General features: G+C 55.8%; 21 protein-coding genes, 1 tRNA gene and 1 pseudogene. 9 read left to right on the top strand and 14 right to left on the bottom strand.

All coding sequences use genetic code 11. From position 1 onward, the window contains the following. Positions 1–36: 36 nt before the first annotated feature. The 9 genes from kduI to kbaZ all read right to left on the bottom strand — a co-directional run bounded on the left by kduI (position 37) and on the right by kbaZ (position 8,819). Positions 37–867 (bottom strand): 5-dehydro-4-deoxy-D-glucuronate isomerase, encoded by an 831-nt coding sequence (gene kduI, locus G5179_RS05275; protein WP_421258003.1) that lies wholly within the window; start codon positions 865–867, stop codon positions 37–39. 169 nt (positions 868–1,036) lie between these two features. Then, positions 1,037–1,477: a PTS galactosamine/N-acetylgalactosamine transporter subunit IIA gene (agaF, locus tag G5179_RS05270; protein WP_167566946.1), complete on the bottom strand. Its 441-nt coding sequence runs from the start codon at positions 1,475–1,477 to the stop codon at positions 1,037–1,039. A gap of 61 nt (positions 1,478–1,538) precedes the next feature. Next, positions 1,539–2,441 (bottom strand): PTS system mannose/fructose/sorbose family transporter subunit IID, encoded by a 903-nt coding sequence (locus G5179_RS05265; RefSeq protein WP_216951762.1) that lies wholly within the window; start codon positions 2,439–2,441, stop codon positions 1,539–1,541. Then, entirely contained in the window at positions 2,431–3,195 is a 765-nt protein-coding gene (gene agaW / locus G5179_RS05260) for a PTS N-acetylgalactosamine transporter subunit IIC (RefSeq protein WP_421230733.1), read from the bottom strand. The genes G5179_RS05265 and agaW overlap by 11 nt, the downstream gene beginning before the upstream one ends. Positions 3,196–3,244: 49 nt before the next feature. Next, positions 3,245–3,745, bottom strand: a complete 501-nt coding sequence (gene agaV / locus G5179_RS05255; protein WP_216951764.1) for a PTS N-acetylgalactosamine transporter subunit IIB — start codon at positions 3,743–3,745, stop codon at positions 3,245–3,247. Between the two features lie 391 nt (positions 3,746–4,136). Further along, complete coding sequence (locus G5179_RS05250; protein WP_421230734.1) at positions 4,137–4,991, bottom strand: tagatose bisphosphate family class II aldolase; 855 nt, start codon at positions 4,989–4,991, stop codon at positions 4,137–4,139. Continuing rightward, positions 4,982–6,181, bottom strand: coding sequence for an N-acetylglucosamine-6-phosphate deacetylase (gene nagA / locus G5179_RS05245; RefSeq protein ID WP_421258002.1), 1,200 nt, complete (start codon positions 6,179–6,181; stop codon positions 4,982–4,984). The genes G5179_RS05250 and nagA overlap by 10 nt, the downstream gene beginning before the upstream one ends. Before the next feature lie 136 nt (positions 6,182–6,317). Continuing rightward, entirely contained in the window at positions 6,318–7,511 is a 1,194-nt protein-coding gene (locus tag G5179_RS05240; RefSeq protein WP_216951767.1) for an SIS domain-containing protein, read from the bottom strand. 12 nt (positions 7,512–7,523) lie between these two features. Continuing rightward, positions 7,524–8,819, bottom strand: coding sequence for a tagatose-bisphosphate aldolase subunit KbaZ (kbaZ, locus tag G5179_RS05235; RefSeq protein ID WP_421258001.1), 1,296 nt, complete (start codon positions 8,817–8,819; stop codon positions 7,524–7,526). Positions 8,820–9,103: 284 nt separating this feature from the next. Between kbaZ and G5179_RS05230 the strand changes: the two genes are divergently transcribed. Next, positions 9,104–9,910 carry a DeoR family transcriptional regulator gene (locus G5179_RS05230; protein ID WP_421230738.1) on the top strand — a complete coding sequence of 269 codons (807 nt, stop codon included), beginning with the start codon at positions 9,104–9,106 and terminating at the stop codon, positions 9,908–9,910. Positions 9,911–10,101: 191 nt separating this feature from the next. Here the strand turns inward: G5179_RS05230 and G5179_RS05225 are convergent. The 3 genes and pseudogenes from G5179_RS05225 to G5179_RS05215 form a co-directional block, all read right to left on the bottom strand. Continuing rightward, positions 10,102–11,259, bottom strand: a pseudogene (locus G5179_RS05225) (IS3 family transposase). Positions 11,260–11,785: 526 nt separating this feature from the next. After that, positions 11,786–11,861, bottom strand: a tRNA-Thr gene (locus tag G5179_RS05220). A gap of 89 nt (positions 11,862–11,950) precedes the next feature. Further along, complete coding sequence (locus tag G5179_RS05215; protein WP_421258000.1) at positions 11,951–12,691, bottom strand: phosphatase; 741 nt, start codon at positions 12,689–12,691, stop codon at positions 11,951–11,953. Between the two features lie 468 nt (positions 12,692–13,159). Here G5179_RS05215 and G5179_RS05210 point away from each other — a divergent pair, with 468 nt between their 5' ends. From G5179_RS05210 to ruvC, 5 genes are all read left to right on the top strand, one after another. Next, positions 13,160–13,813, top strand: coding sequence for a TetR/AcrR family transcriptional regulator (locus G5179_RS05210; protein ID WP_005334507.1), 654 nt, complete (start codon positions 13,160–13,162; stop codon positions 13,811–13,813). A 48-nt stretch (positions 13,814–13,861) separates the two neighbouring features. Further along, on the top strand, positions 13,862–16,201 hold the full coding sequence (locus tag G5179_RS05205; protein WP_421257999.1) for an acyl-CoA dehydrogenase: 2,340 nt from the start codon (positions 13,862–13,864) through the stop codon (positions 16,199–16,201). A gap of 166 nt (positions 16,202–16,367) precedes the next feature. Beyond that, positions 16,368–19,430, top strand: a complete 3,063-nt coding sequence (locus tag G5179_RS05200) for an efflux RND transporter permease subunit (RefSeq protein WP_421257998.1) — start codon at positions 16,368–16,370, stop codon at positions 19,428–19,430. A gap of 15 nt (positions 19,431–19,445) precedes the next feature. After that, on the top strand, positions 19,446–20,495 hold the full coding sequence (locus G5179_RS05195) for an efflux RND transporter periplasmic adaptor subunit (RefSeq protein ID WP_227341045.1): 1,050 nt from the start codon (positions 19,446–19,448) through the stop codon (positions 20,493–20,495). A 115-nt stretch (positions 20,496–20,610) separates the two neighbouring features. Next, positions 20,611–21,132: a crossover junction endodeoxyribonuclease RuvC gene (ruvC, locus tag G5179_RS05190; RefSeq protein ID WP_005334512.1), complete on the top strand. Its 522-nt coding sequence runs from the start codon at positions 20,611–20,613 to the stop codon at positions 21,130–21,132. Positions 21,133–21,274: 142 nt separating this feature from the next. Here the strand turns inward: ruvC and G5179_RS05185 are convergent, their stop codons facing one another. Then, positions 21,275–22,465: a MalY/PatB family protein gene (locus tag G5179_RS05185; RefSeq protein WP_421257997.1), complete on the bottom strand. Its 1,191-nt coding sequence runs from the start codon at positions 22,463–22,465 to the stop codon at positions 21,275–21,277. 87 nt (positions 22,466–22,552) lie between these two features. After that, complete coding sequence (gene malX, locus G5179_RS05180) at positions 22,553–24,124, bottom strand: maltose/glucose-specific PTS transporter subunit IIBC (protein WP_065017917.1); 1,572 nt, start codon at positions 24,122–24,124, stop codon at positions 22,553–22,555. A gap of 291 nt (positions 24,125–24,415) precedes the next feature. Here malX and G5179_RS05175 point away from each other — a divergent pair, with 291 nt between their 5' ends. From G5179_RS05175 to G5179_RS05165, 3 genes are all read left to right on the top strand, one after another. After that, entirely contained in the window at positions 24,416–25,453 is a 1,038-nt protein-coding gene (locus G5179_RS05175; protein WP_005353573.1) for a Mal regulon transcriptional regulator MalI, read from the top strand. 222 nt (positions 25,454–25,675) lie between these two features. Beyond that, entirely contained in the window at positions 25,676–25,939 is a 264-nt protein-coding gene (locus tag G5179_RS05170) for a hypothetical protein (protein ID WP_421257996.1), read from the top strand. Between the two features lie 365 nt (positions 25,940–26,304). After that, a complete protein-coding gene (locus G5179_RS05165; protein ID WP_058060093.1) occupies positions 26,305–26,577 on the top strand; it encodes a hypothetical protein in 273 nt (90 codons plus the stop codon). Positions 26,578–26,613 lie beyond the last annotated feature (36 nt).

Genomic DNA, 26,613 nt, shown 5'->3' with positions numbered 1-26,613 from the left:
TGCGTCAAGCAACCCGCATAAATTAATTGGTAGGGTTTACTTCAAATCACTCATGGCAACATGATCCATATCGTGGAAAGTCTGGTTTTCACCGACCATGCCCCAAATGAAGGTGTAAGCCGAAGTACCGACACCAGAGTGGATAGACCAACTCGGACTGATTACCGCCTGTTCATTACGTACCACCAGATGCCGAGTCTCCTGAGGTTCCCCCATGTAGTGGAAAACCAGGTTGTTCTCACTCATATCAAAATAGAGATAAACCTCCATGCGGCGTTCGTGGGTATGACAAGGCATGGTATTCCACAGATTGCCTGGAGCGAGTTCTGTCATTCCCATCAGCAACTGGCAAGTCGGCAGTACCGAAGGATGCAAGTATTTATAGATGGTACGAACGTTACAATTTCCCTGACTTCCCAAAGATTCCGGAGCAGCCTCTTCACGAGAAATTTTGCGTGTCGGATAAGCATGATGAGCCGGAGCACAATTAAGATAAAAACGTGCAGGATGCTCCGGTTTTACGCTAGAAAATACAATTTCACGCGCCCCCATGCCAACATAGAGAGCCTCACGAGCACCAATCTCAAAAGTCTTACCATCAACAGTCACCAAACCTGGCTCACCGATGTTGATCACACCCAACTCACGACGTTGTAGAAAGAACTCAACCCCGATCTCCTTCCCACCTTCCAGGGAAAGAGGCTCACCAAGCGGTACAGCGGCACCAACGATGATACGGTCTATGTGACTATAGGTAAGATTGATTTTATTCTGCTGGAACATCTCTTCGATCAGAAAATGGCGACGCAGGCCACTTGTATCTAAGTGTTTCGCATGTTCACTGTGTATGGGGTGACGAATTTCCATTTTAAAACCTCAAGTTATAACCACAGCCACTGACATCGATGAAAATAACTAGCCATCAGTGCATTACTGACTGTTCATTCATGACAAAGAAGTCGTGAAAACTAATTCCTTATAATGCAGGGGCAAACACCTTATAAGACTCCCACGTAATAATGAATGAAGAGCATTATTAAAGACCCTCTTCCTCACTAATGCACTCCTCAACAATGGCAGCCTCCAGTGCCTTTCTCATATCCTGAATTGTACTTTTACCAATATCTTGAAGAATATCGACCAGCTCATGCAATGATGCACCGTCACGTTCAAATGCGGCATTTGCAATCATTGGTAAGTTAACCCCAGACAATACCTCTACCTGATCAGAATCCATTAAAATGACGGATGCTCGATTTGCTGGTGAACCGCCAGGAATATCTGTTAAAAACAGTACGCCATCGTCAGAGTTAACTTCCTGAGCTGCATTTCTCAGAGCAGTCTCCAAATCATCCGTCGACATGGACTCGACAAAGTCGACGAAGCGCATCTGCTCCGGCTCCCCCACAATCGCTTTCATTGCAGACTGCATTCCGGATGCAAAGTTGATATGTCCAGACACTACAATACCGATCATGTAATTTATCCCTCTTAAATAGGTGGGGGATATCCCACCCCATTAGTATTTATCAGCGTATTTAAATAATCCCAAGGTAATGCCCGACTACCCCAGCGGCCAAGGTTGAGAAAATAAGCACTGGTGGCTTCGCCCAGAACCCGGTCCCCTTAACCATCTTGAACATAAAAAATACCAATGCTAACGGCAATAGATTAGGCATGATTTTGTCAAACAACGAAGCTTGAAGCTCTACCGTTTTACCACCGAGCTCTAAGGATGCTGTCGTCTGTAACTTGATAAATGTTGCCGATAGTGCGCCGATTACGAAAATACCCATGATATTGGCAGCTTTTGCCAACTTTTCTGTTGCATCACTCATGTTTACCATCGCTGCAGTACCAGCACGGTATCCCATGAACATCAAACCAAAATAAACAAAAAAGTGCACAATCTGATACAGCAGGAAGAAAACAAACGGACCAGCAATCGATCCTTCAATGGCAATCGACGCCCCCAGTGCTAATGTCAATGGCATCAACGTCATGTGGTCGATCGCATCGCCAATACCACCGGTAGGGCCCATACCAGCCACTTTCATTACGTTGACAGTAGACGGTTTTTCTTTATTCTCTTCCATTGCGATAGCTGTACCTAGCAGGAAGGTAAATAATTTCGGACTTGCATTGAAGAACTGCAGATGATTTTTCAATGCTTTGGCTAGATCATTTCTATTATTACCATGAATCTTTTTTAAAGCAGGAATAATGGAGTACGCAAAACCACCACCCTGCATTCGTTCAAAGTTGAAGTTGCCCTCCATAAACAAGCCACGTAAAGAACAGATCCACAAATCTTTCTTGGTGATGACTTTACGTACAGCGGTATCTTCATAAGCATCGATATTATCTACCAATGAATGATTTTTTACTTGAGATGCCTCGACATTGTTCCTCAGTGGAGACATTGTAATATCAGATGCCATCTTCAAATTCCTCTGCTTGCTTGTTTGAGTTGGTATTTCCACTAAAGAAGTAATAAAGTGCTGCGGCAGATGCGCCCAAGATTGCAACAGCCATGATTGGCAACTTCAAGTAGGTTGTCATTACAAAACCGATAAAAAACACCCCTGCAACTTCTTTGGACCACATGATTTTTAGCAGCATGGCGAAACCAATCGCTGGTACCATCTTGGCACCAATCCCTAGCCCTTCTAACAATACCGTTGGTGCATTTTCATCAATCCAGGTTGCACCATGTTCACCAAAATAGACTGTAGCAAATGCGACAACAGCGTATAGCATTGAGCGAAGTGAAATAGTCGCTATCAGTAATCGATCGATACCAGATGCATCACCTTGTTCAGCGTAACGATCCGCCTTACCCATAGTGAAAGAAGTCAATGCAAAGAAACCAATCACTAACATCTGCATCAGGACCGCGATGGGCATCCCGACACCCATAGCCACTTCTGCGGATTGACCAGTCATCACAGCAAATGCGACTGCTGCGATGGTGCCCATTGTGACATCAGGTGGCTGAGCACCTGCGTTAGGTACCAATCCTAACCAAGCTAACTCCAGAGTAGCCCCCGCAACCAAGCCAATTTGCATATCCCCCATAATCAATCCAACTACCGGACCGGTTATAATCGGGCGGTGGATATTTAGTGCGACATCATATTTATCGATACCACAAAAAAATGCCCATATTGCGACAAGCATAGCTTCGAAAAACATGCTTAATTCCTTTTTGAAAGTAAATGTAAATATATCTTATTTTTTAATGTCAGGCGGCGCCGTTAACCAGTTCAAAGATATCCAATGCGTTTTGATCAGGTGTATTTTGAACCGTGCAACATACCCCCTTTTGGGTCATGCTCTCAAATGCTTTAATATCATTATCATCAACAGACACTGTTTTTGCGATTTGCTTCTTGCCTTCATGATAATGCATATTCCCGATATTGCAGTGGGTGATCGGAACCCCTCCCTCTACCAAACGAGCAACATCTGTCGGGTTATTACAAAGAATAAATATTCGCTGTTTATCTGATGCATTATGAATCACATCAATTGTCTTTTTAATAGTAAAAAATCTAACTGCATATTCTCCACCTGCGGAAGCTTTCATACCAGCTTGCATAAAGGCAGCATTGGGGCCTTCTGCTGCATCATCATTAGCAACAAGAATCAGATTCGCCTCTGTGTGTTTACCCCATGTGATACGAATTTGTCCGTGTAACAAACGTTCATCAATCCTAGTCCATACAATATTTGGAGTTGTCATATATTTCATTCCTATGTTATAGGCATACCGGCATATATGCAGGCAACACACTAAGCCATCTGATTAAATTAACTAGCAACATCATTATGCTTGCAGGCACATACCTGATGTCGTTATTCGTCCCCGCCGCACTAACTGTGTTTTACTTAGCTTAACGCCAGTCCAGACATTAATAAATTGAAAGAAAACGAAAATGAGATCGCTTTCACGAAGTTAATAAAAAGACATCGAAAGAAGGAAGCCTCCCCAATGCTTTTTCTAACTGGTTAATTTCTTCTATAAGAATGCATCTCACTTGCGGCTAGTAAACAGATGAATCCAGCTCATTGCAGCACGTTAATAGACGTCAACAAACGGATATACATCGCAGGCAATAGATAACCTATCCAAATCAAATACGGTTCTCACTCATACACATACGGATTTTCGCCTCGACAACTTCCTCCATGGCGGCCATGGCGGGCACCAGATACTGGCGCGGGTCGCTGGCATCCGGATGAGATCCAAGGAAGGCTTTCATCGCATCGGCGAAGGCGATCTTCAGTTCGGTCGCAACGTTGACCTTGCAGATCCCGAGTTCGATGCAGCGGCGCACATCGGCCTCCGGTACGCCGGAGGCGCCGTGCAGCACCAGCGGAATATCCACCTGCTCGCGAATGGCGGCGAGGCGGGCGAAGTCGAGGCGGGGCTCCTCCTTGTAGAGGCCGTGAGCGGTACCGATGGCCACGGCCAGCGAGTCGATATCGGTGCGGCGGACAAACTCTGCCGCCTTGAGCGGGTCGGTAAATTTGGCGTGAGCGGCATCGACGATGAGGTCATCCTCCTGACCGCCCAGCTGACCAAGCTCCGCTTCGACGCTGGCGCCCATGCGGTGGCAGAAGGTCACCACGCTGCGCACCTTCTCGATGTTCTCTTCAAACGGAAAGTGCGAGGCATCGATCATGGCGGAGCGAATACCCGCTTCGACCTTGTTGTGGATGTCCTGCTCGTCTTCGTGGTGATCCAGATGCAGCACCAGCGGGATACGGTACTCATGGGCCGCGGCCTGACAGATGGAGACCAGATACTCGACCCCGGCATGGCGATAGGTGCCCGGGGTGCCAGCCAAAATCACCGGAGAGCGCATGCGAGCGGCGGTGCGAGCCACCACCTGCACAGTTTCCAGGTTGTGGATGTTGAAAGCCGGTACGGCGTAGCCGCGGCGCTGGGCATCTTTGAGCATTTCATGGGAAGAGATCAGATACATAGTGACTCCTGAGCGTCCTGATTGACGCGAGATCCTGAGAAAAGGGAGGAGAGCTGAGTCGGGTTTATCTCCCGGCCAGCCACCCAGATGTGTTGTTGATTGAGTTCAGTGGTGAGAGCGAGCAGGTTGGCCTGTTTGCCAACTGCCAGTGAACCGAGGCGATCGGCAATGCCGAGCATCTTTGCTGGTGCCAGCGAGGCCATTGCGATGGCTTCATCGAGCGGTACGTTCGCCAGCTGCACCATGTTGCGTACTGCGCCAAGCAGGGTGAGGGTGCTGCCCGCCAGACCGCCGGTTTCGGTGCGTACCACGCCGTTTTTCATCTCGACCCGATAGTTGCCGAGCAGGTAGTGACCGTCGGGCATACCTGCAGCACGCATCGCATCCGTGACCAGGAGCAGGCGCTCACCGGCGCAGCAGTGACAGAGCTTGAGCACGCTCGGGTGGAGATGATGGCCATCGGCGATCAGCTCCAGCCAGGCAGCGGGATGGACAAGACCTGCACCGACCATGCCGGGTTCGCGGTGGTGCAGGCCGCGCATGCCGTTGAAGCAGTGCACCAGCCCGGAGGCACCCGCTGCCAGCGCCGCCATGGTGGTGTCGTGATCCGCCGCCGAGTGGCCCAGCATCACCCGCACGCCGTTTGCGGCAAGATGGTGAATGGCCGCGATGGCGTTGGGCTTTTCCGGTGCCAGCGCGACCACCTTCAGGCTGCCGCGCGCCAGCTGTTGCAGGTGGGTCAGTTCGGCAATATCCAGCTCCCGAAACAGCGCCTGATCGTGGGCGCCCTTGTTGTCCGGCGTGAAGTAGGGGCCTTCCAGATAGCAGCCGAGCAGCTCGGCGCCCGGCATGCCGCGGGCAACGCCATCGGCAATCCGATCAAGGGCTTGCTCTATCTCGGGGAGTGGTGCGGTGACCGTGGTGGCAAGAAAAGCGCCAACCCCTTCTGCCGCCTTGGCCATCGACAAGGTAGCCAAGGCATTGCTATCGCTATCCATGACATCGACACCGGCACCGCCGTGGACATGACCATCGATCAGCGCGGGCACCAGCAGCTCGACATCAAACCCCATATTTTCTTGAGAGAGAGAGCCTATCGCCGTTATCCAGCCATTCTCATGCTCTAGCCAGCAGGCCTCTCGCCAACCTGTTTCGGTTAACAGATGGCGCGCCCTGATCCGCTCGACCATTAAAGATCCTCCCCTGTCGGGTAATTAATGCCATCATTCCTGACACCGCCTGAATAAAGCTTTCCCAACTCTGAACGCATAGAGTGGGTCCATGCTCCTGTGAATTGGAACCAGTTCACAGATGGATAACTTTGCTTCAGTAAACTGTTGCACATGACGGTTTACTCAAGTTCTGCTCGGGATACGGATAGATTGTGACCCCCTGCACGACTCGATTAACACGACCGCTCGGACATGGATTATCCGGATTGATACCAAGCATCATGGATGTATGGAATGCGTAGAACTGGGCATAAAGCAGGTAACAAAATGCCAGCTCTGCATCATCGCCGCGCTGAGTCTGTGGAAGGTAAATATATTCACCAGCCTCAATCCGATTGTCAGGAATATCGGCCAGGGCAACAACTCGTGCAGCAACACCATCACGACGCAGCTCATTTAACAAATCAAGGTCATATTGTCGTGTATAGGGATCATTGGAGATCATCTGCACGATTAAAGTATTGCTATCGACCACTGATTTTGGTCCGTGACGAAATCCGGTAGGAGAATCGAACATGGCAATTAACCGCCCACTGGTCAGCTCCAGCAACTTAAGCGCTGCTTCTTGTGCAACACCCTGCAGACTGCCACTACCAAGATAGATAACTCGTTGTGGGAGTGGTTCATTCCATGCAGGCACCGTTTGAACGACCTGTTTCAGGATGGCCTCACTGACGCCTGCCAGTGAAGTGCAAGCATGCTGGTTGAACCGTTTCGGCAAAAATACAGTCAAGCAGGTCAACATCATGCTGGTGAGACTACTTGTCATGGCAAAACTACGATCATTGGTCTGAGGCGGCATCAACAGTGCCAGTGATCGACCCTCCTTCTGACAACGCTGATATAGTTTCCCTTCAGCATTGCAAGTGAGAACCAAGTGGTAACATTTGCTTACCAAACTGCTAGCCAAATCAACAGCTGCCACACTTTCAGGACTGTTTCCCGAACGGGCAAACGAAACAAGTAACGTCGGGGTATCTTGGTCCAGATACTCTTTTGGATCAGTAACAATATCTGTGCTGGGGATCGACTCCACTCTACCGTTAAGACGTGCCGATAAATAAGGGGCCAACGCACGCCCCGCAAAAGCAGATGTCCCTGCGCCGGTCAGAATAATTCGCAGATTACCTTGCATTAGTAAGGGAGTAATAAACTGATCTATGGCGTTTCTTTCCTTATCGACCATGCCTAATGTTTCTAACCATGTCGCAGGCTGTTGTTGAATTTCACTCGCAGTAGCAATTCCTTTGGCTGCGATTAATGTTTCTTTTTCATAACCAAGAATCATGACTGTAATACCTCACATAGCCATTTCAGGCTGGGGACAACAAGCCCGAGAATAGTGCCGCAGCACTTCCTGAACCTGATCAAGAATCAGACTGTGGGGATCTGCAGAAAGCAGCCCCTCACGCACTTTTTGATATTGGATTGGTAGATACTGGCTCAGCAGTGGCAACGGAATTTGCTCTTGTTCCAGATTGGCCAACAGACATGCATACGCTTCATCTACCCGCTGCTCAGGCCAGTAGTAACGGATCCGATCCGAATAGCTGTAACCTCGAGCCAAACGTCTGTCATTAGGACTTCCCTGATAGTGGCTTTGCCAATATCCAGGCCGCTCCAACATGGTCTGTTCGAGCACATTGCGCAGTCCGGAACAGGCACTGGCAGTCACCAACTCAGATTCAATAGCAGCCAATGAGAACAATGCTTCACGCAGGGCAAACGTGAGCGCAGGGCCGACTTTAAGAATCGCAAAGTGATCACGTACTAACTGCTGGTAAGCCTGCGGTGTTTGATAATCCGTCGAGTGGGCTTCAAACACCATGTGGGGGTATTCCTTGATCATCAGACTCAAGCCAATAGCCTTGCCACTTTGGTAATCAACCACTCTCGTATGATCAAATTCAACGCCCGGCTGTACTACCAACGCAATGACCCGTGACCATACATCCCCCAAACCTTGACGAGTAAAGGCCGCTCGATGTGCTTCCAATGTATAACGCGCAGCCTGAGGTGTTGTTACCGCAAGTTCTGAGAGATCTTCATGCGCCCCACCAGGAACGGGGACTTCGGTGCCAATTACATAAATCAGGTCGCAGCGCCCAAACTTCTCGTAACAAGTACGCTCAGCAACTACCGCAAGCCTAGCTGCACGTTCGGCAACCACTTCATCACTGAGTGATAAAGGGTCATCGGAACAAGCCATACTGCAGTCAAGATGGATTTTTTTGAAACCTGCCGCCACATATGTGGCAATAAGCGTTTCTGCATGTGCCATGGCTTCGGAAGCAGAAAGTCCCTGCCATCGATTTGGACCCAAGTGATCGCCACCAAGGATCACCATCTCACGCTCAACACCACAGCGATCTGCCAACTGGTATAAACGTTCGCGAAAATCTGCAGGTGTCATACCGGTATAGCCACCAAATTGATCCACTTGATTAGAGGTGGCCTCCACAAGCAGGACACTTCCTTCTTTCTTGGCCAGCATTAGTGCCGCTTCTAACACTAACGGGTGAGCAGAACACACAGAGGTGATGCCAGCTGTTTCCCCATTCTTGTTTCTTTCTATTATCTGAGCGATACCTTTCACTTACCCTCCAATACCACCAAATAAAACCGCAGCTAAATTTCATTTCTTTTCATAAAGGTAAACCCATTGAATGCAAAACGAAACGAAAGACCATGTGTTTTATGAGATAGATCACGAAAAACAAAAGGAAAGGAAAGGAAAGGCATTTGGCTAAAGTGACTTTTCTGTCACAAAGCATAAGGTGAAGGCTTGATTTGCATTCTCCTCTAAGCGTTAATACACAAAATGCAATAAAGTGAAAGTCCATGTGCAAACCGGACAAACAATGCGGACAGAGCGGAATAATGCAAATTACCGAGAAAAGTACTATCGGCACCAGTGAACGCCGTGAGCGTATCATCCAACAACTGCGTAGCCATGGCAGCGTACAAGTCAATGACTTATCAGCACAGTTTCAGGTGTCTACTGTCACCATTCGCAACGATCTGGCATTCTTGGAAAAACAAGGGATAGCTGTACGCGCCTATGGGGGCGCTCTGTTGTGTGAACCCAATCAGGCCGCACCCGAGCGAACCATTGCCGACAAAAGTGTGCTCAATACGCCAGTCAAACAGCGGATCGGCGCGCTGGCAGCCACACTGGTGCAACCCGGGAGTCGCCTTATACTCGACTCAGGCACTACGACACTGGAGGTAGCTCGTCATCTGCGCGAACATCAGGAGATCCTGGTGATGACCAACGGCATGAACGTGGCCAATGAACTGCTAGAGGCGGATGGGATCGAGCTGCTGATGACCGGCGGCCACCTGCGCCGCAAATCACTCTCGTTCTATGGGGCACAGGCCGAGCAATCCCTGCAAAACTATCATTTTGACCTGCTGTTTCTCGGGGTGGATGGCATCGACCTAGAACGCGGTGTTAGTACCCATCACGAGGATGAGGCGCGCCTTAACCGTTGCATGTGCCAGGTTGCAAAAAAAATCATTGTAGTCACCGACTCCAGCAAATTTTTCCGCTCCAGCCTACACAGGATCATTAATATTCAGCGAATTCATACTCTAATCACCGATGATGCCCTGCCACCAGAACTACTAACAGGTTTGCATGATGCCGGGATCGAGGTTCTGCTGGTACCGGCGGATCCCCACTGATCAAAGCAGCATTACTTTAGCCTCCAAACACCACGGTCAGGGTCATACCGATACTCATACGGTCACCTCTGGCGAGTAACCGTAAACCGGGATAGCCGGCTAGGTGATGGCCATTTGCGACTTGGCTCTGGGGCTTCAGACAGACGAAGCAACTCCCCTCATCGGGCTGGTAAAGCATCAGGATGTAGTGGTCAACTAAATCCGGACACTTGGTTAGGCCATTCTTCGGCTTTTGCTGGCGGTATCCCGTCATTGTGGTGATGTGGACGCCGCCAGTTGTAGTAATCCATCAGGTAATAACTGATATCTCGTTTCGCCTCTCGCAAGCTCATATATCCCATAGCCGGGAGCCACTCTGACTTCAGGCTTCTGAACAGTCGCTCCATCGGGGCGTTATCCCAGCAGTTTCCACGACGACTCATGCTCTGGGTTATGCGATAACGCCACAGTCGTTGCCGAAATGCCCGGCTGCCATATTGGCTGCCCTGGTCGGAGTGAAATAGCACACCGGATGGGCAACCCCGCTGCTGATAGGCCATCTCCAGTGCTTTGATTGCCAATTCTGCATCAGGTTTATCAGACATCGCCCAGCCCACGACCCGCCGGGTGTACAGGTCAAGCACCGCTGCCAGGTAATACCAACGACCACCTGCCCAGACGTAGGTGATATCACCACACCTGATTGGGTTGCTGGACATCAAATTCGCGGGCCAGCAGATTGGGAATGCCCGGTCGTTCAGACCGAGCGACCTGATAGCGATGAGCGCCCGGTTGCTTGGATACCAGACCGGCTTCCTTCATCAGGTTACGTACTTTGAATCGACCAATCTGATACCCCAACTCCCGCATCATCGACATCAAGGCACGGCTGCCTGCCGAGTTCCGGCTCACTTTGAACAAACGGCGCAACTCACAGCGATGCTGCATGCGCTCACGGTTAATCGTCCGCCTGCGAGCCAGATAGTCGTAAAAACAGGATGTTGGAACATCGAAAGCGCAGCAGACCAGGGTGATGGGGGCTTGCTCCCTTAATCGGTCTATCAGCGCGTACGTGTGAACTCGTCCGACATCAAGAGAGCAGTAGCCTTTTTTAGAATGACCTTTTCACGTTCGAGTCGGTTGATACGGGCTTCCAGCTCCTGGATTTTCTGCTGCTCAGGAGTTAGCGCTTTGCTGATTGGGGTTGTGCCACTGCGTTCGGATTGAAGCTGCTGAACCCAGCGACGGAGCACGGTTTCACCGACGTCCAGTGAACGGCTGGCTTCGGGGACTGAATATTCCTGGTCGAGCACCAGGGATGCGGCTTCGAGTTTGAATGCGGCAGTAAATGAGCGACGTAATCTTGTCATTGAACACCTCAGGTCATGGTGGCGACTGTACCACCTAAAATGGTGTCCGGGATGATTAGACCACTACACCCTTATGCGCTCGATACTCCCACTATTCCTACTATGAAGCCGTGAAAGATGAAGTAATCCGGTGATAGAGAAGAGGTACTTTACCCCTCACGCCTCTCAAGACATGCAGCCCCCATCTGATTACTATCCCCTATAGCCAGTATGCTCATGGGGTTGTATTGACTCTTGCAGAGGGGGCCATTTGTCATATTTTCTGTGAGATTTTTTCAAGCCTCATTGCATATATAAGAAGACCTCCCTTACCCCCTGCTCCCCTCCATGCAATTTTCCCCCATAATCGAACAGACCTATCCTATCCCCCCTCGATTCTTTTATTTTCCTCTGGTGTTCTCTCTTGCGTACAAGACAAGTTAGCCGCCCGTCATGGGCAGCCTATACACTGTGAAGTGTTGGGCATGGTGTTGGGCAAATGCGCTAAAGAGCTAGCTTTACCAAGAAGCCAACCCTTTGTTTTATATGGTGCCGATAAGGGGAATCGAACTCCTGACCTTCGCATTACGAATGCGCTGCTCTACCAACTGAGCTATACCGGCTTGTTGCTCTCCACATTCATAAAAAATGACCGGCAAGTCAATTGAGCCAACTCGATTTTATGAGTTGGCTCATGGTGTTAGAGCCCGATTTACAGATCGGCAAACTCGGGGATATGGGCACGGCCGCGGCTTTCGAGAAATTCGAGCAGGGCGCGGGGGGAGCGCACCAGGATCCGCTCTTGCGGGAAGCCCGCTTCGGTCACCAGACGGTGGCAATGGTCAAAATCGCCGAGGCTGAAAGCGACATGGGAATCGGAGCCGAAGGTGAGGTAGGCCCCCAGATCTCGCGCGGCTTCAACGATTGCGCGGCAGTTGCCTTCGCTCCCCGGGCGCGAGTGAATGAAGGAGGAGTTGTTGATCTCCAGCGCCACCCGATAGTCCGCAGCCGCCTTGACCACCGCCTGAATGTCGATGGGAAATGCGGGGTTGCCCGGGTGGCTGATCATATCGACTCGGCCGCTCTTGATGGCGTTGATCATCGCCTGGGTGTGGGTTGCCTGATCGCAGGGAGGGAATACCTGCTCATGAAAACCCGCCATGATCATGTCGAGACGCGACTCATAGCGCTCTGGGAAATCGATCTCCCCGTCGAGGTTTTTGATGTTGGCCTCGATACCCCGCAAGATCCCTACCCCTTCCACCACTCTTGGCAAGGTCGGCAAGTTGGCAAAATGCCAGACATGAGGGGCATCGGCCATCTCGGGGCCATGATCCGTGGTGGCGAACAGCTTGATCCCTTTGGCTCTGGCGATGGGCAGATAGTCGTGGATGGTGCTGTAGGCATGGGTGCTGGCAATGGTGTGAGTGTGGGTATCGACCGGGTACTTCATCTTCTCTCCCCTCATATTTTGAAAGGGCAGCATAGCAAAGAGCCGCAGCTTGGGCCACGCCAGTGCTTGCCACACTTTGTCACAAAATACCGCGAAGCTGACATAGTCTGAGGGGCTCTGGCTGGCATACTGCCCCCGTCGATACATGCCTGAACTCGCATCGACAGTTTGCCGTCAGGATGACGCGAACTCACTTTCCCCACCGTCGCGCCCTGCGGCGGTTTTTTTTGCCTGCAAACCGCAAACCGGTAACAGACGCGCAAAAAAAGGCCCAACTAGCATGGTGCAGGTTGGGCGAGACTTAATGTTTAATTGCAGTGGCATAGATATAGAGTCCTGCTTTTTGACTAAGTTCCGCCCACTTTGCTTTTTTCATCGAAAAACATTCCGCTAACACTCATTCACATTCTCTTGACACTTCACGTTATGAAACGTACTTTTTAAACATTCGTTTAAGTGAGGTGTCCAGTGAGTAAAATCGATACCAAAAACCGTATTCTCGACGCCGCTGAAGTGCTGTTTGCCGAGCGGGGATTCGCCGATACCTCTTTGCGTCTGATCACCAGCGAGGCCGACGTTAATCTGGCGTCGGTGAACTATCACTTCGGCTCCAAGAAGGAGCTGATCCAGGCGGTGCTCGACCGCTATCTGAGCCTGTTTATGCCCGATCTTGATGCTCGCCTGCGGGTACTGATGGAGCAGGAGCAGCTGACCCTGCTGCAACTGTTTGAAAGTTTTGTAGAGCCACTGATGAAACTCTCGGCGGTGCGAGCCAACGGCCCGGCCATCTTTATGCAGCTGCTGGGGCGCGGCTATATCGACAGCCAGGGCCACCTGCGCCGCTTTATCACCGCCCACTATGGCCCCATTTTGCAGCGGATCACCCAGGCCATCTCCAAGGCCAATCCGGCCCTGTCGCCCGCGGATCTCTTCTGGCGCCTGCACTTCACCCTGGGCACCGTCGTATTCACCATGGCCTCCGCCGATGCCCTGCGCGACATCGCCCTGGCCGACTTTGGCCAGCAGCTCGATGTGGAAGGGCTGGTGCGCAACGTTATTCCTTATCTGGCGTCCGGAGTCGGGGCGCCCGTGGAGTCGACCAGGCTCTCCCTGGCCGTGTAACAACCAACAATAAATCAACGGAAACAGTGAAATAGAAGGAACTTCGGTATGATCACATTGCTTGTCCTGCTGGTGCTGGCGATAGCCGTTGTGCTCGGCGTACCCTCCATCCGTAAAAAGGTGGTAACCCGTCCGGTGTTCGGCATCTTCAAAAAGATATTGCCGCCCTTGTCAGCTACCGAGCGGGAGGCCATGGAAGCCGGCTCCGTCTGGTGGGATGGCGAGTTGTTTCGCGGCAACCCCGACTGGAAAAAACTGCACGGCTACGGCAAGGCCGAGCTGACCGCAGAGGAGCAGGCCTTTATCGACAATCAGGTCGAAACCCTGCTCGCCATGGTTGATGACTTCAAGATCGTTAACGAAACCAAAGACCTGCCGGAACCGGTGTGGGACTATCTGAAGAAGGAAGGCTTCTTCTCCCTGATCATCCCGAAATCCTATGGCGGCCGCGAGTTCTCGGCGATTGCCAACTCCACCATCGTCACCCGCATTGCCACCAAGAGCCTGAGCGTGGCGGTCACCGTCATGGTGCCAAACTCCCTTGGCCCGGGCGAGCTGCTGATGCACTACGGCACCCAGGCCCAGAAAGATTTCTGGCTGCCGGGGCTGGCCAATGGCAAAGAGGTGCCCTGCTTCGCCCTGACCGGGCCGGAAGCGGGCTCCGATGCAGGTGCCATTCCTGACAAGGGGATCGTCTGCAAAGGGATGCACAAGGGTGAAGAGGTGCTGGGTATTCGCCTCAACTGGAACAAGCGCTACATCACCCTGGCGCCGCGCGCCACCGTGCTGGGGCTGGCATTCAAACTCTATGACCCGGAAAAACTGCTGGGTGACAAGGAAGAGCTCGGCATCACCTGTGCCCTCATTCCCACCAGCCACCCCGGCGTGCGCGTCGGCGATCGCCACTACCCCATGGGTCTGGCGTTCCTGAACGGCCCGACTTTCGGCAAGGATGTGTTCATTCCGCTCGACTGGATCATCGGCGGCCCGGATTACGCCGGTCGCGGCTGGCGCATGCTGGTCGAATGCCTCTCCGCCGGTCGAGGCATCTCACTGCCAGCCCTTGGCACCGCCTGTGGTCACATGGCGAGCCGCACCGTGGGCGCCTACTCCTATGTGCGCAAGCAGTTCGGCATGTCCATCGGCAAGTTTGAAGGGGTGCAAGAGGCGCTGGCTCGCATCGGCGGCCTCACCTATCAGCTGGAAGGGGCCCGTCGCATGACCGCCGGTTCCCTGGACTTGGGTCAGGCACCGGCCATCGTCACCGCGATTTCCAAGTACCACATGACCGAAATGGCGCGTCAGATCATGGATGACTCCATGGACATCCACGCCGGTCGTGCCATCCAGCTCGGCCCGAAAAACTACACCGGCTACGCCTACATGGGGATTCCGGTGGCCATCACGGTGGAAGGGGCCAACATCCTGACCCGCAACTTGATGATCTTCGGGCAGGGTGCCACCCGCTGCCACCCGTACGTCTTTGCCGAGCTGGAAGCGGCGGCCGATACCGACGTGGAACGCGGTCTCGAGAAGTTTGACGCCCTGCTGATGAAGCACATCGCCTTCGGCGCCGGCAACTTCTTCGGTTCCCTGTTCCAGGGGCTGACTCTGGGTCAGTTCAACAGCGCGCCGGTAGCCGGTGAAACCGCCCGCTACTACAAGCAGTTGTCTCGCATGAGTAAAGGGCTGGCGCTGTGCGCCGACGTCTCCATGCTGATGCTGGGTGGCGATCTCAAGCGCAAGGAGATGATCTCCGCCCGTCTGGGTGATGTGCTGAGCCACCTCTACCTGGCCTCCGCCACCCTCAAGCACTACGAGGATCAGGGCCGCATGGTATCCGATCTGCCGTTCGTGCAGTACGCGGTGGAGCGCAACCTCTACCTGATTGGCAAGGCGTTCGAGGGCTTCTTCCAGAACTTCCCGAACAAGGTGGTGGGTGCTGTGCTCAAGCGGGTGGTATTCCCGTTCGGTGTCGGTTACAAGATGCCGGCAGACGATCGCTGCCACGCCATCTGCCTGGCCATGATGAAGCCGGGCGAGTTCCGCGACCGTCTGACCGCCCTCTGCTATGTGGGCAAAGACGAGGCAGATCCGGTCGGCCTGATGGAGCGCGCCTTCCAGGCCATGGTCGCTGTGCAGCCCTACGAGAAGAAGCTGGTGCAGGCCCAGAAAGAGGGCAAACTGCCCCGCAAACTGGCGCTGCCGGAGCTGGTTGCCGCCGCACTGGCCGTTTCCATCCTGAGCAAGGACGAAGCGGACAAACTGCTGGCCGCCGATGCCCTCCGCTACGAAGCGATCCAGGTAGACAACTTCGCCCCGGGCGAGCTGGAAGGCTTCTCCCAGCAACCAAGCAAGCAGCCAAACAAGGTCGAGCACGCCGCCTGATCCCTTGGCAAACCAGTACCAAACCGGCCCTCGTGGCCGGTTTTTTGTTTGTTAACCATGCATTTACAAGCCGGGAGAATTCCAGTTAAATGCTTGAGTCCCTGTTGCAGGGTCTTTGGAAGCAAGGCCAGCGGAATGGCCGATAACAACAACTCAGGAAGAGTGAATGAACCTCGCCAAAACGGCGATCGAACGCCCCATCTGGGTGGCGGTCTCGATCGTGCTGATTTTCCTGCTGGGCCTGCTCAGCATCCGGGGACTGCCGATCCAGCTATTCCCCGACATCGACCGTCCACACCTCAACATCTCGGTGAGCTGGCGTTCAGCCTCTCCCCAGGAGATGGAGTCGGAGATCACCGATCCCATCGAGCAGGAGATGCAGGGGGTGCAAGGGCTCAAGAGCCTTGTCAGCAACAGCTATCCCGGCTTTACCGAAATCGACATGGAGTTTGCCCTCGGCACCGACATGCAGCGGGCCCAACTCGATGTGATTTCGCGACTGAACCGGGTCTCGGGATTGCCGGACAAGATCGGCGGCCCCTACGTCAACAACTACAGCAGCAACGACACCCTCACCTTCTTCTTCATCCAGCAACTGCCCGGCGCCAAAGGGGTGATCGATGATCATCAGGCGTTGATCGAGGCGCGGGTCAAACCCGAGCTGGAGCGCATCGAAGGGGTCTCGACAGTCTCGATCGAGGGGATCAACGAGCGCCAGATCCAGATCCGTTTCGACCCCTATCGCGCCGCCGAGCTGGGAGTGGAGATCCCGGTGCTGGCCAGCCGGGCCACCACCGGCTGGGACGTGTCGGCCGGTACCCTCGACATCGGGCGCTGGGAGTACAAGCTGCGCTTCGCCGGTCGCTATGATGTCGAGACGCTGGGGGACAAGGTGGTGGACTGGCGCGATGGCTTGCCCATCTATCTGCGGGATGTAGCAGAAGTAAGGGTGGCCAGGGAAGAGAACCCGGTGCTGCGGATCCAGAACGGCAATACCGCCATCGCCGCCCAGATCTTCAAGGAGAGCGGTGCCAATGCCCTGGCATCCCTTGAGGCGATCAAGGCTCGGGTGAACGAGCTCAACCGCGAGGTGCTGGAGCCGGTCGGGCTGCACATGGAGCAGTCATTCGATGCCTCCCTCTACATCAATCGCGCCGTCAGCATGGTCACCGCCAACCTGGGGCTCGGGGTGCTGCTCTCCTGTGCCATCCTCTGGCTCTTCCTGCGCCAGCTCAAGGCGACCCTGATGATTGCCCTCGCCATCCCCATCAGCATCATGCTCACCTTCTGCCTGCTCAAGGTGATGGATCGCACCCTCAACATCATCTCGCTGGCAGGCATCGCCTTTGCCGTCGGCATGGTGCTCGATGCCGCCATCGTGGTGCTGGAGAGTATCTACCGGCGCCACGAGCGGGGGGATTTGAGCAAGGCGGAGGCAGCGCTTGAAGGCACCCGTCAGGTGTGGACGGCGCTGGTCGCCTCCACCCTCACCACGGTCGCCATCTTCCTGCCGGTGCTGCTGCTCAACGATGTGGAGGGTCAGCTGTTTGCCGATCTGGCGCTCACCATCGCCTGCGCCGTGACAGTCTCCATGCTGGTCGCCGTCACCGTGCTGCCTGCGGTGGCGGCGCGCTGGATGGGACATGAAACGCTGACCGATCCCTATGAGTCGCTGTGGCAGCGCACCACTCGTCATGTGATCCGCTGGACCTCGACCTCACGCCAGCGCTGGACGGTCATCACCCTGATGATGAGCCTGCCGGCACTGGCCACCTGGGCGCTGCTGCCCAAGATGGACTATCTGCCGGACGTGAAACGGGACGCGGTGGATGTCTGGATGAACTTCACCCCCGGGGTCAATCTCAAGGCCCAGCGCGAAGAGGTGATCGATACCCTGATCACCCGCCTCGCCCCCTACATGAAGGGGGAGAAAGAGCCTGCCCTCAAGAACTACTACATCTTGCGCTACCCGGGGGGCGCCCAGATTGGCGTGCGCCCCAAGGACGAAAACCGCATCAAGGAGCTGGAGAGCCTGTTGATGAAACAGCTGCTGGTGGGTATTCCCGACACCCGGGTGTTCGGCGGTCAGGGGTCGCTGTTTGGCGGCTTTGACAGCGAAAACGGCGTCTCCCTGCTGCTGCAGGGGGGTAACCTGCCCGAGCTCTATCAGGCGGCCCGAGCCAGCATGGGGATCCTCAGCAAGGACCTGCCGGGAGCACAGATCCGGCCCGAGCCGAGTCTCGACTTCACCGCCCCCGAGCTCAAACTGGTGCCGCAAGATCGGCGTCTCGCCGAAGTGGGTTGGGATCGCACGCCCCTGCCCACCATCATCCAGACCTTTGGCGACGGCTTGCGGGTTGGCGAGTATTTCGATGGCGAGGAGCGGCTCGACATCATGCTGATGGGGCAGAGCTCCGCCAATCCGGACGAACTGAAGGCAGTGCCGCTGGCCACCCCCTCCGGGCGCATCGTTCCCCTTGGCGAGCTGCTGCGGGTAGAGCATGACATGGGCCCGGCCAGCATCTTCCGGGCCGATGGGCGGCGCAGCATCATCCTGCAGATAGCCCCCCCGGCGGGCATGACCATGGAGCAGGTGATCGACACCCTGAAAAACCGCAGTTTTGCCGCCATCCGGCCCCTGCTGCCCGCAGGTGGCGAGCTGCAGATCGCCGGCAACGCCGACAGCCTGCAACAGGCGCTCGACAATCTGGGAACCATCTTCCTGTTCGCCGTGGTAATCCTGCTGGTGCTGCTGTGGGGGGTGTTTGCCTCCCTCAAGGATGCCCTGCTGGTGTTGCTCACCCTGCCCCTTGCCTCGGTTGGCGGCGTGCTGGCGCTGCAACTGAGCGGGCTGCTGGTGCCGCTGCCGATGGATCTGCTCACCATCATCGGCTTTGTCATCCTGCTGGGACTGGTGGTCAACAACGCCATCCTGTTGGTGCATCAGACCCGCACCGCCGAGCGGGACGGCATGAGCCGCCAGCTGGCGGTGGCCGATGCCCTGCAAAGCCGGATGCGCCCCATCGCCATGACCAGTCTCACCAGCATCTTCGGCATGCTGCCGCTGATGCTGAGCCCGAGCGAAGGGAGCGAAATTTACCGCGGGCTCGCCACCGTCATTGTCGGCGGCATGAGTTGCAGTACCCTGTTTACCCTGATCCTGTTGCCTGCCTTCCTGCGTCTCGGGGAGCAGGTGGCGATCCCACAACCCCTACGCCAGCGGGCCTGAGCAAGGAGCTCATCAATGACACATATGATTACCCGAATGTTGGCTGGCGCTGTGCTGATTGCAGGCAGCGCGCTACCGGTATTGGCCGATCAGGGCAAGATGGTGACCCTGGCGGATGTGACCCAAGGGGATGCGGCCGCCAATATCTGGGTCAGCGGCACGGTGGCGAGTCGCCAGCAAGCGGCGCTCAGCGCCGAAGTGAGCGGCCGGGTGGAATGGATCGCCGAATTTGGCAGCCGGGTCAAAAAAGGGGACGAGCTGCTGCGCCTCGACAGTACGGCGCTGCGCCTCTCGCTGGAGCAGGCTCGCGCCGAGCAGGCGAAATGGCAGAGCAACTTGCGCTTCGCCCGCGCCGAATCCCAGCGGATCACCCGGCTGCACCAGCAAAAGAGCGCCTCCCAAAGCCAGTACGACAAGGCCAGCTACGATGTGGAGCAGGCCGCGCTGGCCGAGCGGCTGGCCGCCATACAGGTGAACCAGATTGAAGAACAGCTGCGCCGCAGCCACATCTATGCCCCGTTCGATGGGGTGGTGAACAACCACTTCATCCAGCCCGGCGAGCATGTGGACGCGGGCGAGCAGGCGCTGGAGCTGGTCAACCCGGATCAGCCGGATATCCGCCTGCAGGCCCCCATCCTCTGGGCCCAACAGCTGGCGCCGCAAACCCGGCTGCGGGTGGAGGGGGAGCAGCTGAGCGGTCACGGCGTCTATTACCAGCGAGCCGCCAGCGCCGATCCCAAGTCGCGCCTCATCGAGCTGCGCCTCAAACCGGAAGCGGGCACCTTCATCATCGGCTCGCCGGTGCGGGTTGCCCTGCCACTGGGGGATCAGCAGAGCATGCTGCTGCCCCGGGACGCCCTGGTGCTCGGCACCGATGGCAGTGTGGTCTATCAAGTGGCGCAGAGCGGCAAGGCGCTCAAGGTGAATCGGGTGCCGGTCACCGTGCTGTTTGGCGACAGCCAGCAGGTGGCGGTGAGCGGCGCCCTCAAGCAGGGGGACCGGGTGGTGGTACGCGGTGCCGGCAGCCTGCAGGATGGCGACACCATAGCGCTGTTCAAGGGCTAACCACGCCCGACGCAGGCTGGCCAATCTTTACCCGCTTGGCCCGGGACATACAGCCAAACGGGCCACAGTTTGCTATCTTGGCGGCCATCACTCGCGTTTAGAGCAATCAACACCCATGAGCATTATTTTGGGCATCGATCCGGGATCGCGGATCACCGGATACGGGGTTATCCGGGTCGTGGGCGGCAAGGCCGAATACTTGGGCTCTGGCTGCATCCGCACCGATTGCGGCGAGCTGCCGGAGCGCCTCAAGCAGGTCTATGACGGGGTATGCGAGATCATCACCCAGTTCAAGCCCACCGAGTTTGCCATCGAGCGGGTCTTTATGGCCCGCAACGCCGACTCGGCCCTGAAACTGGGGCAGGCCCGGGGCAGCGCCATCGTCGCAGCAGTCAATGCCTACCTGCCGGTGAGCGAATACTCCGCCACCCAGATCAAGCAGGCGGTAGTCGGCACCGGCGGTGCCGCCAAGGAGCAGGTGCAGCATATGGTGACCCATCTGCTGAAACTCTCCGCCACCCCGCAGGCGGATGCAGCAGATGCCCTCGGCGTCGCGCTCTGCCACCTGCACACCCGCCAGAGCCTGATCAAGATGGCCGGCCGCGCCAGCAGCTCGGTACGTGGCCGCTATCGCTGAGCCCTTGTGTCGTCCACGACTCATCTCGGTATCACTAAATAAAAAACCGCCCCGGATCTCCGGGGCGGTTTTTTATATTTCCCCACATAACGGTGCCATCACTGATGGCACCGTTTTGTTTTTCACGTTGAATGGATTTGCCCTACACCACCTCCCCCAGCGCACCGATCAGGGCGTCGAGCCCTTGGTCAACCTTCGAGCGCGGACAGCCGACGTTGAGGCGGATATAGCCTGTGCCTTCCGGGCCGTAGGTGTCGCCGCGCATGATGGCGACCCGGTATTTCTCCACCAACAAGGTTTGCAGCGCATCCATCCGTTCGGTGGAGTCGATGCCGAGGCCGCGCAGATCAATCCAGGCAAGGTAGGTCCCTTCGGGCGCCCGATAGTCAATGGCGGGGAAGGCGGCATTGAGCCGCGCCGCTACATGGGCGAGGTTGCCGTGCAGATAAGATTTGAGCGCATCGAGCCAAGCAGCGCCGTCCCGATAGGCGCTGATATGAGCCAGCACGCCGAGAATGGGCGGCGATGAGAGGCCGTGGGCCGCTTTGAGTCGCTGCAGATAGGCGGCCCGCGCCTCGGCGTTGGCGATAAAGGCATAGGCGCCGCCAAGGGCGGGGATATTGAAGGATTTGGAGCCCGAACTCACCAGCGCCCAGCCATCGTCCGGCGCCACCTCGCTCCACGGCAGGTAGCGAGCAAAGCTCACATCCATATGGATGTCGTCCGAGATGACCTTGACCCCGTGGCGCTGGCAGATGGCGGCCATCCGGCCGAGTTCATCCCGCGTCCAGACCCGGCCGGTGGGGTTGTGGGGGCTGCAGAGCAGCAAAATCCGGCAATCGGGACGAGCGGCTTGCTGCTCGAAGCAGGCCCAGTCGATCTGGTAACTCCCCTCTGATTTTTTGAGCGGGCAAGGCAGCAGCACCCGATCGTTGGCAGCCAGCATATTGCCGAAGGCATCGTAGGCGGGGGTATGCACCAGCACCCCCTCCCCCGGCGCCGACCAGAGGCTCACCAGCTGGGCAATCACATAGATGACCGAGGGGCCGTAAACCAGCGTCTCGGGGTCGAGGCTCGCCCCGTAGCGGTGGGCAAACCAGTGGCTCACCGCCCCCTTGAAGTCGTCGTGATTCCAGCGGCTGTAGCCAAATACCCCGTGCTCAAGGCGGGTTGTCAGGGCCTGGCGAATGCAGGGGGCGGTCTCGAAATCCATGTCGGAGATGGTAAAGGGGAGCAGATCGGCATGGCCAAAACGGTCGGCCACATAGTCCCACTGGGTGCAGTAGGTGCCGTGGCGGTCGACCACGCGGTCGAAGTCATAAATATCGTGCATGAAGTTTCTCCCTCCATAAACAGGAGACATATTGGGAGAGGCAAACAAGGGGGGCTTGCGCCCCCCGTTCGGTTCTTATTGGCCGGTTCAGGCCCCCATCAGGCTCTGCAGCTGGTTTTTCACCAGATGCACCTGCGGGCCGATCACCACCTGCAGGTTGTGCTCGTCGAGCTTGATCACCCCGATGGCGCCGTTTGCCTTCAATACCTTGTCATCGACCCGGCTCATGTCCTGCACCGACATCCGCAGGCGGGTGATGCAGTTATCGAGCGCCAGAATGTTATCGGCGCCGCCCAGCGCGTTGAGGATGATTTCACCGTTGTAACCGCTGTTGCCGGCCTTCTTGCCTGCGGGCTGGGCAGCCTCGCTGGTCTCGATTTCACGGCCAGGGGTTTTGAGGTTAAAGCGCACGATGGCGAATCGGAACACGCTGTAGTAGATGGCAAACCAGATGGCGGCCGCGACCGGCACCAGATACCACTTGGTGGCGGTGCCTTGCAGCACGCCGAACACCAGAAAATCGATGAGGTTGCCATCGGTGTTGCCGATGGTGACGCCGAGCAGCCCCATGGTCATAAAGCCCAGACCGGTCAGGATGGCGTGAATAACGTAGAGCACCGGCGCCACGAACAGGAACAGGAACTCGAGCGGCTCTGTGATGCCGCCGATGACGCAGGCCACCACGCCGGAGACCAGCAGCGCCTTGATCTTGCCGCGATTTTCCGGGCGAGCGCAGTGATACATGGCGAGCGCCGCGCCCGGCAGGCCGCCGAGGAAGGCAGGCATCTTGCCCTGAGAGAGGAAGGAGGTGGCAGAAACAGAGAAGCCGGTGGTATCGGCGCAGGAGAGCTCGGCGTAGAAGATATTGAGGGCGCCGCTCACCTCGTGACCGCATACCAGCTGGGTGCCGCCCGCCTCGGTAAAGCGGATCAGCGCCACCAGAATGTGGTGCAGGCCGAGCGGCAGCAGCAGCCGCTCACCGGTACCGAACAGGAAGGGACCGAAGGGACCGGCGTGGGAGATGAGCGCCCCGATACCGTTAATGCCAGCGGCAAACCAGGGCCAGACGAACGGCACGACCAAGCCGACCACACCCAGCACCAGCGCGGTGATGATGGGCACGAAGCGGGCTCCGCCGAAGAAGGCGAGCGCATCGGGCATCTTGTAGGTGTAGAAACGGGCGTGGAGCTTCGCGACGATCACCCCGACGATGATGGCCCCCAGAATCCCGGTATCGATGGAGCTGATGCCGAGGATGGATTTCACCCCGTAGGCCTTCTCCGCGGCCGCGTCACCGATGACGTTGGCCACGGTGAGGTAGAAGTTGATGGAGAGGTTGAGCGCCGCATAGCCGACGAAACCGGCAAAGGCCGCGACCCCCTTCTCTTCCCGCGCCAGCCCGAGCGGAATGGCCACCGCAAACATCACCGGCAGATAGATAAAGGCCACCAGCCCCACCTTGGTCATCCAGAGGAACAGCAGTTGCAGCACGGTATTGTCGAGGAAAGGCATGCTCTGCTTGACCGCATCGCTGGTGAGCGAGCTGCCGACACCGAGCAGGATGCCCGAGAAGGCAAGCAGGGCGACCGGCAACATAAAGGTCTTGCCGAGGCTCTGCAGGAACTCCCAGATGGTGGATTTGGCTTGAGGCTTGGCCATGAAACGGCTCCTTGTGAATAGACAGCAATGTCTGCGGCTGCCCTCCCCCGCTCGAGGCAATCTCGAAGCAATCTCGAAGCAAAAGGCGCGGGTCAGCATCAGGTTTTGCTGGATGATAAAACGTTTTATCAATTTACAAGTGCCGACAGGATCACAGAATAAGGGGGCTGGCTGACGGCAGGATCCAAATTTGTGAGCCGGATCGGCCCAATGGTGATGTAACGTTTCACTTGAGCATCTGAGCAGGTATGCTGGGGCCTCGCTCTCAACTGTCCGTCGTCCGTTCGCCCTATGTCGCCCAAATCCCTCTCTGCCAAAGCCACCAAGATCACCGATGTCGCCCAGCGGGCGGGAGTGTCGGTCACCACCGTCTCCATGGTGCTCAACGGCAAGGGGCGCATCTCCCCGGCCACCGCCGAGCGGGTGCAACAGGCGATAAAAGAGCTCGACTACGTGCCCAACAGCGCCGCCGCCAATCTGCGCAGCCAGCAATCCAATCTGGTGGGGCTGATCCTGCGCGACATCACCGACCCCTTCTATACCGAGGTGACCGCCGGGGTGAGCGAGGTGCTGGAGCAGCAGGGCTATCTGCTGTTTCTGACCCAGTGCGGCCACAGCCCGGAGCGGCTGCAGCAGAGCATCCACTCCCTGTCACGCCAAGGGGTGGCGGGCATCATCTTCAATCCGGTGCGCGGCGCGGCGGCCAAAACCCTGGAGACCCTGATCGACTCCGAGCTGCCGGTGGTGTGCGCCGCCCGCTCCTACTATCGGGATGACGTGGACTTTATCGGCCCCGACAACACCCACGCCGCCAAGCAGGCCACCACCTACCTTATCGAGCAGGGCCACCGCCATATCGCCTATGTCGGCGGGCGGGCCGACTCCCTCACCCGCGCCGAGCGCATCGGCGGCTACTGCGCCAGCCTGCTGCAATATGGCCTGCCCTTCAAACCGGAGTGGGTACTGGAGTGCGAGCGCACCCAGCGCAGCGCCGCCGACACCATCGCCCAGCTGCTGCACCAGCACCCCAAGGTGACCGCCGTGCTCTGCCACTACCCCGAGGTGGCGCTCGGCGCCATCTATGGCGTCGAGGCGAGCGGCCGCACCGTGGGCAAGGATAACTACATCGGCCAGCAGGTGGCCCTGCTCGGTTTTGATGACGTGGCGGAGGCCGAACTCACCTCCCCCGCCCTCACTTTCGTCAGCTCACCGGCCCGCGAAATCGGCCGTCAGGCGGCAAAACGACTGCTGACCCGGATGCAGCAACCCGAGCTCGCTCCCAATCGCCATATCATCACCCCCAATCTACAAAAGCGGGAGTCGGCCTGAACTGGCTGGACAGCCCGATCTCGTCCCAACCCGCCATATCATCACCGCTCACCTGCAAACCGCAGAAGCGGGCATCGACCAGAGGCACACGGCTGCGGCGCGCGGGCAAATAACAAAGAGGGGGCGCAAAATGTGAACCTGCTCACTGCGCTGGCAAGGAGAGATTGAGAGTCAAGTGGAGAGGAATATGATGGGCGCCAGCCTCTCTTCACGAGCCCCTTTATGAGCAACCCGCACGACCAGAATCCGCCAACTGAAATCCATCGCTGTGACAAATGCGGCGAACGTACCCGCCATATCGTGGTGCTGGTCGCCCGCGATCACACTCAAGACATCATGCCCAAGGATTCGCGCAAAGCCTTCTGGCAAGCCTTTCGCTCCAGCAGCCTGAGCAATGCGGTATTCGGCCAGACCCTCGCCTATCAGGCCACCCATGTAAAACATCTGATCTGCGAACGCTGCGGGGAGAAGTTTCTGGAGTATTGAGTGGCGGTAGCACCCGGCAAGAGATGAAGCTCTGTCTGCGGCTGCTGTGCCAAGCGGTCAGATAGCAGTCGCTTAATAAGTAATTTGTTGATCTTTGGCAGGTTTTTGCCCGACTGCGGTTTTACCCTGCTCCTCTCTCGACTAATATGCTCCACTTGGCAACCACTCTTGCAGAGATAACCCTGTGCAGCCGTTTCGCCATCCACCACATCGCCGGAAAACAGCAGCAGGCTGGAGGCTGTAATCCACGGGCGGTAGCGTGGGCTTTGCTTCCAGCAAACAATATGAATTCAAACCTAAATACCAAATAATTATTTAAATAATTAGCAGTGATATAACCTTCATTAAAAGGTGGGTAGCTCATAATGAAAATAGATACCAACAACATTAAAGATGTTGATTTAAAAAATCATCTTCATTTTAAAATCGTCATTGTTGGGACTTCAAATAGAAAAGGTAGTGGGAGAAATAATTGCTCTGGCTATAACATCAACAAACATATATTCAATGGGATGTCTGTTGACGAGTATCAAAATATGATTATTGAAAACTTCTCTAAGAGTGATCCTCAATACTCTTTAACCAAACACTTAAAATATGACATTGAAAAAGGTTTTATTGAGCTTCATGGAATATAAACCTTAGTTCGCAATGAACATTTTTACATATTTTAA

This window comes from Aeromonas sp. 600886, assembly GCF_049174935.1.
Classification (GTDB): Bacteria; Pseudomonadota; Gammaproteobacteria; order Enterobacterales; family Aeromonadaceae; genus Aeromonas; species Aeromonas veronii_A.
This window is presented reverse-complemented; position numbering and strand designations above follow the sequence as displayed.